Here is a 13,920-nt window from a genome sequence, read left to right on the forward strand (position 1 = left end):
AGGAGTGGGGGCGACGGGACCTCCGCACCGCCGACGCGCGCCGTCACCGCCGGGGAGGCCGGCGCGGGGGCCCGGCGAGCAAGGAGCCGGGCAGCGATCTCATCCGCCGGCCGGCGGGGAATCGTGCGGCGGCGTACCAGCCCGCGTGGGCGAGGGCCGCGCCGGCGAGTGCGTCGAGCACATAGTGGTTGGCGGTCAGGACGACGGTGGCGTCCATGGACACGGTGAGCACGACGGCGAGGACCCGGAGCCATATCCGCCGGGTGGCGGCGAGGACCGCGAGCGTCATGAGGAGGTTCCAGCCGACGTGCAGACTCGGCATCGCCGCGTACTGGTTGGTGAAGGCGGGCGGCTGCAGCACCCGGTAGGCGTGGGACTGCTGTGTCACGGTGTCCGTCATGCCGGGTGCCGCCAGCCGTGGCGGGGCCACGGGGTACGCGGCGAAGACGGCGAGCCCGGCCGCGCCCGACGCGAGCATCGCCCCGGCGGTCCGGGTGTACACCTCAGGGTGCCGGGAGAGCAGCCACAGGAGGGTGACCGCGATGACCGGCCAGTGGCCGAAGATATAGATCCAGTTGAGGACCCGTGTGACGGCCGGATCGCCCACGACCAGCTTCTGCAGCGAGGATTCCCAGTCCAGGTGCAGGAACCCCTCGGCGGCCCGGACCCGGTCGGCGTTGCGCAGGGCCGATCCCGGGGAGCTGTCGGTCAGGCCCCGGACGCCGAAGTAGGCGATGACGGCGGCCACGACGACGGCGACGCGCGGGACGAGGCGGGACGTGGCGGAGACCGGCGGCCCGGCATGGGTCGCACGGCAGGAGACGGCGTCGTACGCCAGGTGGCGGGCGCGGTGCGCGTAGGGCGCGATGACGCTCATCGCGAGGCCCGGAAGCCCTGCCGGTCACTCTGGGTGGCCGGACGGGAAGCCGCGCGGCCATCGTCTCCAGCGAGCGGGGCCCGCCACAGCGGGACGACGATCCGGGTGCCGTCGGTGTTTCTGCCACTGCCGTCCGAGGAAGGAAGCGGGCCGTTCATTTCTGCCTCCGGTTCAGTTGCGATCGAACGCATGGCGACAACCGGGAGCCTCGTTCCTTGTATTCCGTCGCGTCGCGGTGGGGAAGATCACAGAAGGCCGCAGCGATGCCCGCGAGGCGTCGGGTCCGGGGATCGGAAGCAGTGGATTCCCTTCCCGCTGCGCTCAGGGAGATCTGACGACCCGTCCGGCACAGCGCGTCGCTCCTGTTGGGGAGTGGTGTGCCGTTGTGGAGTTGACAGGGCGAGACGTTCGGAATTTACTTGATGATGCAAGCAGTTTGGGCGCTCCAGCGCTTTCCGGCGCAGAAAGGCCCCGGCAGCGCCGGGCATTCTCGGGAACTTCCTTTCGGTGACGGGGAATTCACTTCCACCGGCACGGATTCCGCCGTCTTGCCCCGGGCGCGGCGGAATGGCGGGAAGTGCCGGGCGGGAATCCGGCCGTGGGCTGGGCCGCTGTGGCGACACTCGTTGCGCGTCGCACCCGGCGGCGACGGGGCAGGTGCCCGCCACGCGCGCGACCGATGGAATCACTATGAGTGTTTTCTCTTGTCGGCTTGGCGTCCCCGCGGACGCAGGCGGTAGGCGTCCCCCAGCGCGCGACAGGGTCACGCCGCGAGATGCCGGGGCAGGACGAAACGGCCGCCTGCGGGGGCGTACCAGGGGTGCGGGGCTGGACCTCCCGCCCCGCACCCCCGAGGATGGGGTGTCGTGAAGAGTAGCGTGGCCGACGCCGACGCCCTGGCCCGGCAGGCGCACGAGGGCCAGACCGACCGCATCGGCGTCCCCTACATCGAGCACGTCCGGGCGGTCGCGGCGGGGCTCGCCGCCTTCGGCCCGGATCTGCAGATGGCCGGGCTCCTGCACGACGTCATCGAGGACACGTCCTGGACCGCCGGCCGGCTGCGCGCCGCCGGTGTACCGGACCGAGTCGTCGCCCTCGTCGAGCAGGTCACCAACCAGCCGGGCCTGTCCTACGAGGAGAAACTGCGGCGGATCGCCGGCTGCCGCGACGCGGCCCTGGTGAAGATAGCCGACAACGCCCACAACAGCCGTCCGGACCGGGTCGCGCGGCTGGACGAGGCCGAGCGGCTGCGGCTGGCCGCCAAGTACCGCCGCGCGCGGGAGATCCTGTGGCCCGCGGTGCCCCGCCAGGACGTCGCCACGATCCTCGAGGCCGTCAACCCGGCACTGCTGCGCGATCTTCCGCCGGCCGGCGGATCGCGTTGACCACCCGCTGCAGGCTGGCCAGCCAGATCGCGGCGTCGACGGCGTAGTACAGCAGCGGGTCGGGCGCCCGGCCGCCCGAGGCGGCGCAGACGTCCGCGATCACGGTGCGGTCCGTCGGTACGCTCCGGTCCGGAGGCTCGACGGGTGGCGGGCGCATGGACCCCGAGCGCAGGTCGTACGTCAGCGGCAGGGCGGTCAGTCGCAGATGGCGCGCCGCGTCCCGCAGGTGCGCGGCGCTCAGCGGCCACGCCGCGAGGGCGCCGGGCGGACAGTGGTCGGCCAGGGTCTGCCCCATGGTCAGCACCCGGTTTCCGGCCAGCATGATCGCCTGGAAGTCCGTCGGCGGGGGAGGCCCCGCCCCGTCGGTGTCGCGTTCGGAGGCGAACTGCGCGTAGCTCGCCTCTGCGATCAGCTGGGCGAGGCGCGTCCTGTGAAGAACGTCGCCGATCGTGCCAGTGCCGGTGATGCAGTCGGTGATCTCGGTGACGGCCCGGGTGCTCTGGTCCAGCAGCCGCGAACAGGCCCGCCCCAGCTCACCGGTGCCGCCGCGCGGCCAGGCCAGCAGGCCGACGAGGACGCCGGTCAGGGCGCCCGCGACGACGTCCGCGATCCGGAAGGCGGCGAGTTCGGGACCCGCCGGGGCGATCTGGGTGAAGGCGGTGGCCACGGCGACCGTGAAGAACGCCTGCCCCCACCCGAGTCCGAGCAGTGTGCTCGCGGTGAAGGCCAGGAAGAACACCGGCGGCATCGCGACCGCGTACACCGGCGTGTGCTCGCCCGCGAGGATCAGCAGCACCGCCGCGGCGCCGGCCCCCACCAACGTGCCCCGCACCGCGGGGACCACGGTCGTACGGGTGCCGGCGGCGCTGGTGCGCATCACCGTCAGCGTGGTCAGCAGCGCCCAGAAGCCGTGCGACAGGTCGAGCCCGCCCGCGACCAGCCGTGCCGCGGCGAGTGCCAGCGCGATGCGCACGGCGTTCTGGAAGTAGACCGAGCGCGGCGTGAGATGGGCCCGCAGCCGGTGCCCGTACAGCGCGGTGGCCGGCTGCCCCGCGTACCAGAACGGTCCCGGCCGGCCCGCGGGCCGGGCAGGGGCGGGCGATACGGGGGCGCCGAGGGCGATGCGCACGGTGGTGACCAGGAAGGAAGCGGTGTACGTGATGTCGAGCGCGATCGCCCCGTCCCGGACAGTCGTCGCCGAGGACGCCCCGGCCACCGGCCGTCGCACCCGGTGCTCCTCGAAGGCGGCCGCGGCCGCCGCGCACGGGGTGCCCAGGGGCGGCGGGGCCTCGCCCCGCAGGGCCCGCGCGGCGCTGTGGCAGGCGGTGGCCGAGGCCAGCAGCATGCGCGACCGCACGGGGTCGGGAGCCGGTGTGCGGTGCACCGCGTCCTCGGCCAACTGCCCGGTCTGCGCCAGCAGGTGGCGCGCGTAGGCCGCCCCCTGGGACAGCGCCCGGTCGCGCGATCCCGCGGACGCCGGGCGCTCGTCCTGCGGTACGTGGCTCATACGCAGTCGCTGCGCCGTCTCCAGCAGCCGGTCCAGCCGCTCGGACGCCACCGGCGGCTCCAGCGCCAGCGACTGCAGGGCACGCCCCGCCGTCTCGCACGCGTCGGCGAGCCGGTCCTGGTAGCGTCCCGGCGACGGCTGCGGCCACACGCACACCTCGGCCGCCGCCATCAGCAGCACGCCGGCGGCCAGTCCGCACAGGCGCAGCCCCAACGTCTCCGGCTGGTACGGGGGGAAGCACGGCAGGATGTAGAACAACTGCAGGCCGTTGGCGAGCCCCACCAGCTTGGGGCCGCCCACCCCCGCGTACGTCACCGCGAATCCGACCCCGAGCATCCCGAGGGCCGCCGCCCAGTCGCTCACGGCCAGGACCGTGCCCAGGGCCACCATCAGCGCGGCCACCGGCAGCGAGGCCAGCAGCGCCCGGGCACGCTCGCCCGGCGTACCGGGCACATGAGACAGGGCGCCGGAGGCGACGGAGCCGAAGAGGGCGTAGATCGCCGCGATCGGGTCGTCGAAGACGTAGCGCGCCACGTAGAAGCTCAGGCACGCCACCAGCGTCACCCGCGCGGAGCGGCGCACCGCCTGAAGACCGGGATCACGGGCCCGCACCCACTCCAGCCCACCGCGATCGGGCACCCGCGGCCTCCTCGCTGCTCAGGTCCACGCCATGCCGGACCCCTTCAGATCACGGTAGGCCCGGGAGGACCGCCCGGCCACCGCGCCGCCCGGCCGCGGCCGGGCCTCACAGGCGCACGGTGACCAGCGCGATGTCGTCCGTCGTGTCGCCGTATGCCCCGAGCCGGGCCAGCAGCGCGTCCGCGAGCTGCTCCGCGGCGAGCCCGGGCGTCTCGGCGAGCGCGGTGGTCAGCCGGGCCAGACCCGCGTCGATGTCCTCACCGCGCCGTTCGATCAGCCCGTCGGTGTAGAGCGCCAGCGTGTCCCCCGGACGGTAGGGCACCGTCGCCTGCGGCCGGGTGCCGTGGTGGAGCCGGGCGCCCAGGGGCGGGTCGGTGGCCTGGTCCAGCAGTTCGCAGCGGCCGTCGCCGTGGAGCAGCACCGGAGGCGGATGCCCGGCGCTGCTGTAGCTGATGCTGAGCCGTTCCTTGTCGATGAGCGCGCTGACGGCGGTGGTGGCGACCGCGCCATCGACGGAGCGGGCGTACATGCCGACGACCTCCAGGGCCTTCGCCGGACCGCCGACGGTGCGCATCGCCGCGCTCAGCGCGCTGCGCAGCATCCCCATGACGCTGGCGGCCGCCAGACCGTGGCCCACGACGTCGCCGACCGCCACCGCGTAGCTGGACGGCGAGAGGTTGACCACGTCGTACCAGTCGCCGCACACATTGAGCGAGCCCGCCGCCGGCAGGTAGCGCACCGCGATGTCCCCGTGCTCGGCCAGGTCCGGCGAGTGGAGCATGGCCTCCTGCAGCGTCAGGGCGACCTTCCGCTCGCGGGCGTGGGCCTCGCGCAGCTGGTCGTTGAGGCGCTGCAGTTCGCGGGCCCGCACGTACAGCTCGGCCTCCATGGCCTGCTCCCGCCTGCTCAGGTCGCCGCCCTGCAGTATGTGCCGGTGCCGGCGGGCCTGGACGAACGCCGTCACGTCCTCCACCCGGTGGATGATCCACTCCACGGAGCCGTCCGGCCCGAATACGGGGGTGTTGATGGGACTCCACCAGCGCTCATCGAACCTCCCGGGCTCGGCCACCACCGGGATGTCGTACCTCTGCAGCGCCATCGTGTCGGCCTCGCGGGAGGTGAGGACGCGGCGCAGCGAGGCTCTGAGGTTGCGCACCCCGTCGGCCATCGGGTCGGCGGGGTTGTCCGGGAACGCGTCGAAGATGCACTGCCCGATCAGGTCCGGCCGGGTGCGTCCGGTCACCTCCAGGTACGCCCGATTGACGCACACGATGACCAGATCCGCGTCCAGTATCAGGTTGGGAGTGGGCGTCGCCTCGAAAAGCGCCGCGTAGTCGACCGGCGGTGTCACCGCGGTGCGCCGCTCGTCGTCCCCCTTGTCGGGCAGGGTCACCCCACCAATCTATAAGAGGCCGCGCGGATGGGCGGGCCGGCGTCGGGGGTCGACGGCTCTCGCCCGGCGGCGGTGTCGTCGGTCGCCGCAGCTGCGCTGGGTCTGCCTTCTCCGCCGTGCCGGACTCGGCCCTCGCCTCGCTCCCTGCCGCACCCGCCTGTCCGCGCTGCCTCCAAGCCGTCCGGACACCTCACCTGTCGTCGATACGGCAGCCGGGCAGGGCCGGCCGCGCGAGGAGTCGCGCGGCGCGGGGCGGGCGCCGCAGAGCGGCCCGCACGCGTCCGCTCCCGCGACTGCGGCCCCCGCGCCGACCGGGCGGCGACAGCGGCACCGGCGCGGCCCGGCGGCGGCACCGCCCGGGGCGGTGCCGCTCCGGCCCGAGCATGAAGGATCCGGCCGGGGGAAGGCGCGGTCGCGGACAGAAGGACTCGTCAAGGAGGTGCCCATGTCGGCTTCGACGGCTCACGCCGACCCGTCGGGAGCTCTGCGGACCGATGTACCGGCCCGCCTGGACCGGTTGCCGTGGACCCGCTGGCACTGGCGCATCGTGATCGGCCTCGGCACCGTGTGGATCCTCGACGGCCTCGAGGTCACCATCGTCGGCAACATCGCGGGCCGGCTGGCCGAGCGGGGCAGCGGCATCGACATCAGCACCGCTCAGGTCACCACGCTGGCGGCCGCGGTGTATGTCGCGGGAGCCTGCATGGGCGCGCTGTTCTTCGGCAGGCTCACCGACCGCCTCGGCCGCAAGAAGCTGTTCATGGTGACCCTGGCCGTCTATCTCGCGGCCACGGCGGTCACCGCGGTCTCGTGGAGCGCCTGGTTCTTCATCCTGTGCCGCTTCTTCACGGGATTCGGCATCGGCGGTGAGTACGCCGCCATCAACTCGGCGATCGACGAGCTCATTCCCGCGCGGGTGCGCGGCAGGGTCGATCTGATCATCAACGGCAGCTTCTGGATCGGTGCCGCCGGGGGCGCCTTCGCCTCCATCGCGCTGCTCGACACCTCGCTGTTCGCCACCGACGTCGGCTGGCGGCTCGCCTTCGGCATCGGCGTCGTCCTGGGCATGGCCATCCTGCTGGTACGTCGTCACGTGCCGGAGAGCCCGCGCTGGCTGTTCACCCACGGCCGCGCCGAGGAGGCCGAGCGCCTGGTCGCGGACGTGGAGCGCACGGTCGCCGAGGAGAGCGGAAAGCCCCTTCCGGAGCCGGGCGGGAGCATCCTCATCCGCCCCCGCGGCGAGCTCGGCTTCCTCACCATCGCCCGCACCGTCACCCGAGCGTACCCGCGCCGCACTCTGCTCGGCCTCGCGCTCTTCTCCGGCCAGGCATTCCTCTACAACTCCGTCACCTTCGGCTACGCCGTCATCCTCACCACCTTCTTCGACGTGCCGAACGGCGACACCGGCTACTACTTCGCCGTCATCGCGGTCGGCAACTTCCTCGGCCCGCTGATGCTCGGCCGCCTCTTCGACTCGGTGGGCCGCAAGCCGATGATCACCGGCAGCTATGTCGGTTCCGGCCTGCTGCTGTTCGGCACCGCCTACCTGTTCCAGCGTGGCGCCCTCGACGCGGTGACGATGACGGCCTGCTGGACCGCGGTGCTCTTCCTCGCTTCGGCGGGCGCGAGCGCGGCCTATCTGACAGTCAGCGAGATCTTCCCGCTGGAGACCAGGGCACTGTGCATCGCCTTCTTCTACGCTGTCGGCACCGCCATCGGCGGCATCACCGGTCCTCTCCTCTTCAACGGCCTGGTCAGCAGCGGGGAACCCGGTGACACCACCCTCGCCTTCTGCCTCGGCGCCGGTCTGATGACGCTCGCGGGCCTGGTCGAGGCAGCCATCGGTGTCCGCGCCGAGGGCCGCAGTTTGGAGTCCCTCGCCGCCCCTCTCAGTGTCGTCGAGGAACCGGGGAAGGGCTCCGACGCTGTCGGCGCGCGTTCCTGAGGCGCCGCCCCGGACGGCGGGCGGGAGCGCGGCGCGCGGGGCGTCGTGGTCTCCCGCCCGCAGTCTTGTACGGACGTGCCGCGACGCTCACAGGCACCCTTGGGCGTAGAGGTCGCGCGGATGGGCGGGCCGGCGTCGCGGGTCGATGGCTCTCGCCTGGCGGCGTTGTCGTCGGTCGCCGCAGCTCCGCTGCGTCTTGCTTCTCCGCCTTGCCGGACTCGGCCCTCGACCCGCTCCTTTCTCCACCCCGCCTATCTGCGCGACCTCTTGGACCACCGCTACAGTGCGCCGCGTTCCACGCAGCCGCGCAGGAAGGAGGCCTGCCCGGCGTGCTGCAGATCGTCCGACACCACGCTGACCAGGCGTACCGCGAGGGTCACCGGCGGATTCCAGCTGGTGTCGACGATGCGAGGGAAGTCCGCCTCGTGCAGGGTCCGCAGATAAACCAGCGTCCGCTCGTACACGGCGTCGTGGTAGCCGGTCAGCAGCTCGCCCGACTCCACGCGCAGCGCGGCGACGTCCTCGGGGCGATGGCCGTACCCCGTCTCGAGCGGTGCGAACGGCAGGCCGAAGCGGTCGGCCCAGCCGCCGGCGGTCCACTGCTGTTCGGTGCCCGCGACGTCGGCCACATGGTCGTCCTGAATCCGCGTGAGGTGCCAGATGAGCCAGGCGATCGAATTCGCCCCCTCGTCGGGCCGTGCGTGCAAGCCTTCCGGAGACATGCCGGCGACGGCCTCGTGCACGGTCTCCCGAATCCTGCCGAAGGCGTCGGCGAGCAGATCCGCGCTCTTCATGCGTGCTCCCTCGGTTGCTGTGCCAGGTGTCCCGGTGTGCCCTCTCGCCACGGTAGTGCCCGGGCAGCGATCCCGCGGTCGTCGCAACCTGTCCAGGGGCCCGTGGCCGCGGCGGTCATACCGATGCGATGTGGCCGGTGCCGGCCTGGCACAGGGGCGCAGTGGACCTGGGCGGTGCTCGGGCGAGCGGCACTCTGCCGTGGCGGATGTCCGCTGCCGCGGTTGTCGCCCATACGGATCACCGGGCGAGCGCCTGTGGATTCGGCATGGGACAGTGGCGGTGCTGCCGTCGGCGAACGCCGGGGCGCTGCCATCGCCCGTGCTCAGCGGGTCAGCGGCCGAGAAGAAGCCACCTCAGCGGTCCGCCGGGAGGGATCCGTGCAGCCGGCCACGAAGGCCGACGGCGACGATGACCACAGAGCCGCTGTGCGTCAAGGCGCACAGCGGCTCGAGGCCGTCCGGCGGGCCCTGCCGGGCATGTCGGCGAACCTTGGGGCGACCCCGGGACCCGTCACCCTCCTCGATGGCCCGGGTATGACCGGGGCCGGCGTCTCCGGGAACCTCAACATGCAGCACGTGTCGGCGTGTTGTCGCCGGTCGCGGCAGTTCCGCTGCGCCGCCCCAACCGGACGTCGCGCCGGTGGCCCGCCATCCGGTCGGCTCGGCCTCGGCAGCCGTTTCCGGTGCCGTGGCCGCCGTGTGCGCCCGCGGAGGGTCGTGCCGGCGCTGCGGTGCTGCTTCGCGGCCCGTGGCACGAGCCGGGGACGCTTGCGGCCGGCCGAGCCGTACGTCAGCGGATCGCGAGGACCAGGGTCACGACGTACTGCTCCTCCACCATGCCGTCGGGGAAGTGCCGTGCAAGGCGCTCCCGTTCGGCGTCGAGGAAGGCCCGGGCGCGTTCCTCGCCGAGCACCAGGAACGCCGACTGGGTCCCGAGGTTCGCCAGGTGCACCTCGACGGGCACCCGACGGGACCACGGCACCCGGCGCTCGGCGAAATCCGGACCCTCCGGAAGCCGACCCGAGCGGGGGTGGGCCAGTGCTCCGGAGAAGTCGCGCAGCCGCTCCTGCTCCGCGGCGATCCACGGCACCGACAGGTCGGGATCGTTGCGCCACAGCGCGAACGCCCCCCCGGGCCGCAGCGCCCGCAGGGCCTCGGGCACCGACCGTCCCGGATCGGTCCAGTGCCACGCCTGGGCGTACGTCACGAAGTCGAAAGCGCCGGATGCCAACGGCAGCCGGTCGCCGTCCCCGCGGACGAGGGCCACGTCCGGCAGGTTGCGGCGCAGCTCCGCGGCCATACCGTCACCCGGCTCGACGGCCACGACCCTGGCGCCGCGCCCGCGCAGCAGCGCGGTGGCGATGCCCGTCCCCGCGCCCACGTCGGCGAGCAGGGAGCCGCGCAGCGCGCGCCCCGCCAGCTCCTCGACGGCGTCGAAGAGGGCGGGCGGGTAGGAGGGGCGGTTCGCGGCGTAGAGTCCGGCGGCACGGTCGAAGGAGCGGGCACGAGGGGAAGGCGTCATGACCCCATGATCCCTCGCCCCGCGCCAGCGCCGCGGGGCGGTCCCGCCCGGTGTCCGGGCCGGTGCGCCCGGGCGGCCAGTCCGCGGCGGGACGGATCCACCGCGTGGCCGGGAACACGGGGACGCCGACGACGACCAGCGGCTAAGCGGGGCCGAAGTCGCCGCGCCGCCGTCGATCGCTCCCCAGCGACATCGGGTCACTCACGGTGCCCGGGCGGGCACCGCCCGGCCCAGCTGCCGCCTGCACCGACCGCCGCCGCAGCGGCATCGCCCGTCCGTGTCCCCGCCGCCTCGCGCAGGCGCTCAGGCGGAGGCAGCCGCCCCGGGCGGCGCGGGGGCCCGGGCGTTCCCACTTCTCGGGGACCACGGCGAAGCCGCCCTCCGGCCCGCTGATCCGGCCGGCCTGTCCCACCCCACGGGCGGCGGGCACAGGTCACCCGGGTACGCCGCCGACAGCGGACCCGGGTGACGAACCCGGCGGCGGCCGGCAGCGGCATGGCGGCCCGCCGCCGGGAGGATCAGTAGCGGAGGACCGCCGCGATCCGGTCGTGCTCCTTGAGGCTGTTTGGCGCCACGAAGCGGACCTCGGCGCCCTTGTCGAGCGCGGTCTCCACCAGTTCGTCCACGATGTCCTCGCGCAGACCCTCCTCGAAGCCGCCCGTCTCCAGGGTGGCGCCGTCCACAGGGACGAGGTGACCATCGCTCAGCCGCACGGCTCGCTGGAAGTCTTCCTCGACCACGACGAGTTCGGCGCGGCCCTCGCACACGGACTCCCACACCTCGTCCAGACCGGCGGCGAAGGTCCTGCGGCTACGGGCGTCCACCAGCCTGCTGTTGATCCGCTCGGCCTCGTGTTCGGCGAACTCCTTCTGCGCGGGTGCGAGTTCCTGAAGCAGCGTCTGCGCCGGACCGTTCACCAGGCCGCCCTTGTGCACGACGGCCACCGCGGCGTCGATGGCGGTGCCGACCTCCCTGAGCAGGGAGACCGCGTCCGGCAGGCCGACCACGTACAGCGGCCGGCCGTCGGCGGCCAGCACCGAGGCCAGCGCGGTGTCGACGGACCGCAGGAAGCGGCGCGTCTCCTCGTCGCGGAAGGTGCTCGGGTGGTCCCCGACCTGCTCCTGCCGCTCGGGGTCCCACTGCACGGGATCGGGCTCCAGCGGGAATCCCTGCGCGTCGTGGGGATGCAGCGTCTGGCCGCTGCCGCTCCACAGGGTGGCCCGGTCGGCCGACACCGTCAGCACCCAGTACGGGCGGGCCCTGGCCTTCGCCGCGACCAGGTTGCGGGTGAGGAAGCTGTCGCTGAGCACCACGCGCTCCGGCACAGGTCGGGGCAGCGTCCAGACCTGGTGGTCCCGTTCGGTTGCGTACATGATCAGCCCGTCCAGCGAGTGGCGCAGATCGACCTCGGCGGCGGCGGCTTTAAGTTGCGTCTTGAGGGCCATCCGGGCCCGGCGGGACGCCTCGGGATCGTGCTCGATCCGGCGCTCGGCCTCAGCGAGGAGATTGCGCAGCCGTACGGCGTCCTGGGCGTTGTCCGGCTCGCGCCGGTGCGTCGGCATGGTCAGCGACACCGCCGGATACGGCCTGGTCGCGCGCAGTTCTCGCAGGGTGCCGACCGTCAGGGCATCGGTTTCCATGATCGCCTCCCTGAGGGGGCCGCGGTAGCTCCCCGCAGGCGGGGAGACCGACCCATACCCCGAGCCTCGCACACCAGCCGGACCGTCGCCTGCCGGGCGGCCCGGCTGCCGGGACGGCCGTGGACGGCCTGGTGACAGCCCGTGGACGGCCCGGGCGGCACAGCCTTCAGGCGCCGTTGCGGTGGTGCGCGCCGAAGCCGGAGTCCCAGGCCCATGTGTGGGTGCAGCCCGGGCACTGCAGATGCACAACGGGCCCCTTGCTCGCCAGCAAGTAGCGCCAGTGCTCGGGGCAGTTGCGGCCGGCGGCGCAGGTGGCGCAGCCCTGGTGGTCCGCGCAGCGCGGGCACGGCACCCAGGCCCGGCGGCCGGGGTCGGCCGTCGGATCAATCGGAAGGCGCACCGTCGTCCTCCCCGGCCGCCGCACGGGGCGGCAGCACGCCGGCGGCCACCAGCGCGCTGAACGCCGCCTCCTGCTCCTCGTCGAGACCGGAGTAGAGGAGCCGGTACGCGGCGTCCTCTCCGCGGAGCACGGCCACCGGGTCCCAGTCGTCGCCGAGGGCGGCGATGACCTCCGCCCGGCGGCGGTTCTCGTGGCCGGTGAAGTCCAGCTCGAACGCGTGGAGGCGGTCCGGGGTGTCGTCGTCGTTCATGTCGCCCCTCCCGGGGCAATCGGGGATGAATGCCCCCTGTGTAACAAAGCGTCGTGCTCGGGGGGAAGCTTTTGCCGTTCCGGTGTGACGAACCGCATGCGGCTCCGGCGCCGGGCAGGGACGCACCAGCGGCGGAGCGCCGGGGGCCGGGCGCCGCTCAGGAGCGCCGGGAGGCCTTGCGGAGAGCCGTCCGGAAGGCGGGCAACGCCTTGCCGGCCGAGGGCAGTTCGACCGCGGCCCCCTGGCCGGCCCGCGTCGCCCCGCCGCTCCCACCGCGCTTCCCGGCCCTCCCGGCCGCACCGTTTCGACGGCCGCGCGACCACCCCCCGGCCGTCGAAACCGGGTGCCGGGAGGGGGCCTTCGGGCGGACGGCGTGCACGGCCCGGCCGAGACGGCGTCCGAAGAGCAGGTAGCTCAGCAGGGCGCCTGCGGTGTTCATGATCACGTCGTCGACGTCGAAGGCACGGCCCCGCACCACCGCCCCCTGCGCCATTTCCACGAGGACCATCACCAGGCCGGTCGTCACCACCACGCGCAGCGCACCGCGGGCCTTCGGCGCCAGCACCGGGAGCAGGACGCCGAAGGGCATGCCCAGCAGCACGTTCCCGCCGACCTGACGTACGGCGCCCGCCACCGTGTACCGCTCGTAGTACTGGCGCAGCGACGCGCCGGGCTGCAGATTGGCGTGGGCCAGCCCCTCCGAGGCGTACGAGGGGGCGAGTGTCGCCCGGGCCAGCACCGCCCCGAAGGCCACCATCGCCAGGAAGGCCAGGGCCATCGCCGCCCACCGGGCCAGGACGGCCAGTGGTGACCGCCGCCCCTCTGCCGTCCCCTGCCGCGTACGCCCGCGTACCGCCCATCGAGCCACGGACTGCCCCCCTTCTTCGTCGCCCCGCTCCGGTCTGCTCCGGTCGTGGTGTCCCCGTGTCACAGACCGGATACCCCGAGCGCTCGCCGGGATGCCGGGTGACCGCCGCGCCGGCCCACCCCGGCGCACGTCGCCTGGCGCCCGCGACGCGCGGTGCGGCTCGATCGAGGCGGCGGTGTCCCGGCGACGTCAGCCGGGCAGCGGGATGCGCATGCTCACCGAGCCCCGCAGATCCAGCCACGCGGCGGACGGCCCGCGCACCAGGCGCAGGATCACGGCGTCGCAACCGGGACAGCGCGCCACCAGGCCGGGGGCGTGGTCGTACACGTGCAGCGCGGCCACCGGACCGGTGAGCCCGCAGCCCGCGCAGCGGCCCACGGCTGTCGTCATGTCCACCGTGAAGATCTCCCGCAGCGGTCCGGCCAGCGCGTTGCCGTCGGTGTAACCGTCCGTGCTCTGTGCGCTCATCCCAGCCTCCCGTCGGTCCGGCCGTTGCGGCGCCCTCCACCCTACGCAGCCGTCGTCCACCCCGCCCGCCAACGCGGCGCCTCGCTCCGGGCCGCCTGAGCGTCCGCATGGGAGCGGCGGGAGGGGCGTGGCTCGGCCCGGCCAGAGCAGCGGATCGCCACCCCGTCGGTCGTGGCTCGAGTCCCACCCGCCCCACTCAGCTCCTGGTGTACGGCCTGATCCCGCAAGACCA

Annotated in this window: 12 protein-coding genes; 2 read left to right on the plus strand and 10 right to left on the minus strand. The window is 73.6% G+C overall.

Translation table 11 applies throughout. The features are described 5' to 3' along the window. Positions 1 to 43: 43 nt before the first annotated feature. Positions 44 to 877, minus strand: coding sequence for a phosphatase PAP2 family protein (locus ACRWND_RS28515; protein ID WP_431954451.1), 834 nt, complete (start codon positions 875 to 877; stop codon positions 44 to 46). Between the two features lie 866 nt (positions 878 to 1,743). Here ACRWND_RS28515 and ACRWND_RS28520 point away from each other — a divergent pair. Continuing rightward, the gene (locus ACRWND_RS28520; protein WP_431954453.1) at positions 1,744 to 2,262 is read left to right on the plus strand and encodes an HD domain-containing protein; all 519 of its coding nucleotides are present in this window, start codon (positions 1,744 to 1,746) and stop codon (positions 2,260 to 2,262) included. On the opposite strand, the gene ACRWND_RS28525 is transcribed toward ACRWND_RS28520, so the two are convergent. After that, positions 2,213 to 4,408 carry an FUSC family protein gene (locus tag ACRWND_RS28525; protein ID WP_431954455.1) on the minus strand — a complete coding sequence of 732 codons (2,196 nt, stop codon included), beginning with the start codon at positions 4,406 to 4,408 and terminating at the stop codon, positions 2,213 to 2,215. The genes ACRWND_RS28520 and ACRWND_RS28525 overlap by 50 nt on opposite strands. Positions 4,409 to 4,514: 106 nt before the next feature. After that, positions 4,515 to 5,759 carry a SpoIIE family protein phosphatase gene (locus ACRWND_RS28530; protein ID WP_431954473.1) on the minus strand — a complete coding sequence of 415 codons (1,245 nt, stop codon included), beginning with the start codon at positions 5,757 to 5,759 and terminating at the stop codon, positions 4,515 to 4,517. 487 nt (positions 5,760 to 6,246) lie between these two features. Between ACRWND_RS28530 and ACRWND_RS28535 the strand changes: the two genes are divergently transcribed. Further along, positions 6,247 to 7,746, plus strand: a complete 1,500-nt coding sequence (locus ACRWND_RS28535) for an MFS transporter (protein WP_431954457.1) — start codon at positions 6,247 to 6,249, stop codon at positions 7,744 to 7,746. A 278-nt stretch (positions 7,747 to 8,024) separates the two neighbouring features. Here the strand turns inward: ACRWND_RS28535 and ACRWND_RS28540 are convergent, their stop codons facing one another. The 7 genes from ACRWND_RS28540 to ACRWND_RS28570 form a co-directional block, all read right to left on the minus strand. Then, positions 8,025 to 8,540, minus strand: a complete 516-nt coding sequence (locus ACRWND_RS28540; RefSeq protein ID WP_431954459.1) for a mycothiol transferase — start codon at positions 8,538 to 8,540, stop codon at positions 8,025 to 8,027. 790 nt (positions 8,541 to 9,330) lie between these two features. After that, the gene (locus ACRWND_RS28545; protein WP_431954461.1) at positions 9,331 to 10,062 is read right to left on the minus strand and encodes a class I SAM-dependent methyltransferase; all 732 of its coding nucleotides are present in this window, start codon (positions 10,060 to 10,062) and stop codon (positions 9,331 to 9,333) included. A 518-nt stretch (positions 10,063 to 10,580) separates the two neighbouring features. Continuing rightward, positions 10,581 to 11,702: a chemotaxis protein gene (locus tag ACRWND_RS28550; RefSeq protein ID WP_431954463.1), complete on the minus strand. Its 1,122-nt coding sequence runs from the start codon at positions 11,700 to 11,702 to the stop codon at positions 10,581 to 10,583. A 166-nt stretch (positions 11,703 to 11,868) separates the two neighbouring features. Further along, positions 11,869 to 12,102 carry a hypothetical protein gene (locus tag ACRWND_RS28555; protein WP_431954465.1) on the minus strand — a complete coding sequence of 78 codons (234 nt, stop codon included), beginning with the start codon at positions 12,100 to 12,102 and terminating at the stop codon, positions 11,869 to 11,871. Then, positions 12,086 to 12,352, minus strand: a complete 267-nt coding sequence (locus ACRWND_RS28560; RefSeq protein ID WP_431954467.1) for a DUF6400 family protein — start codon at positions 12,350 to 12,352, stop codon at positions 12,086 to 12,088. The genes ACRWND_RS28555 and ACRWND_RS28560 overlap by 17 nt, the downstream gene beginning before the upstream one ends. 157 nt (positions 12,353 to 12,509) lie before the next feature. Beyond that, positions 12,510 to 13,220 carry a VanZ family protein gene (locus ACRWND_RS28565; protein ID WP_431954469.1) on the minus strand — a complete coding sequence of 237 codons (711 nt, stop codon included), beginning with the start codon at positions 13,218 to 13,220 and terminating at the stop codon, positions 12,510 to 12,512. Positions 13,221 to 13,409: 189 nt separating this feature from the next. Beyond that, positions 13,410 to 13,688: a DUF6510 family protein gene (locus ACRWND_RS28570; protein WP_431954471.1), complete on the minus strand. Its 279-nt coding sequence runs from the start codon at positions 13,686 to 13,688 to the stop codon at positions 13,410 to 13,412. Positions 13,689 to 13,920: the final 232 nt, after the last annotated feature.

Origin of the sequence: Actinacidiphila sp. bgisy167 (genome assembly GCF_965342175.1) — a bacterium.
Lineage (GTDB): Bacteria > Actinomycetota > Actinomycetes > Streptomycetales > Streptomycetaceae > Actinacidiphila.

Bases quoted from the DNA above. Each gene is read 5' to 3' on its own strand.
- ACRWND_RS28535 (WP_431954457.1), top strand. From the start codon at position 6,247: ATGTCGGCTTCGACGGCTCACGCCGACCCGTCGGGAGCTCTGCGGACC.
- ACRWND_RS28545 (WP_431954461.1), bottom strand. From the start codon at position 10,062: ATGACGCCTTCCCCTCGTGCCCGCTCCTTCGACCGTGCCGCCGGACTC.
- ACRWND_RS28540 (WP_431954459.1), bottom strand. From the start codon at position 8,540: ATGAAGAGCGCGGATCTGCTCGCCGACGCCTTCGGCAGGATTCGGGAG.
- ACRWND_RS28550 (WP_431954463.1), bottom strand. From the start codon at position 11,702: ATGGAAACCGATGCCCTGACGGTCGGCACCCTGCGAGAACTGCGCGCG.
- ACRWND_RS28570 (WP_431954471.1), bottom strand. From the start codon at position 13,688: ATGAGCGCACAGAGCACGGACGGTTACACCGACGGCAACGCGCTGGCC.
- ACRWND_RS28560 (WP_431954467.1), bottom strand. From the start codon at position 12,352: ATGAACGACGACGACACCCCGGACCGCCTCCACGCGTTCGAGCTGGAC.
- ACRWND_RS28515 (WP_431954451.1), bottom strand. From the start codon at position 877: ATGAGCGTCATCGCGCCCTACGCGCACCGCGCCCGCCACCTGGCGTAC.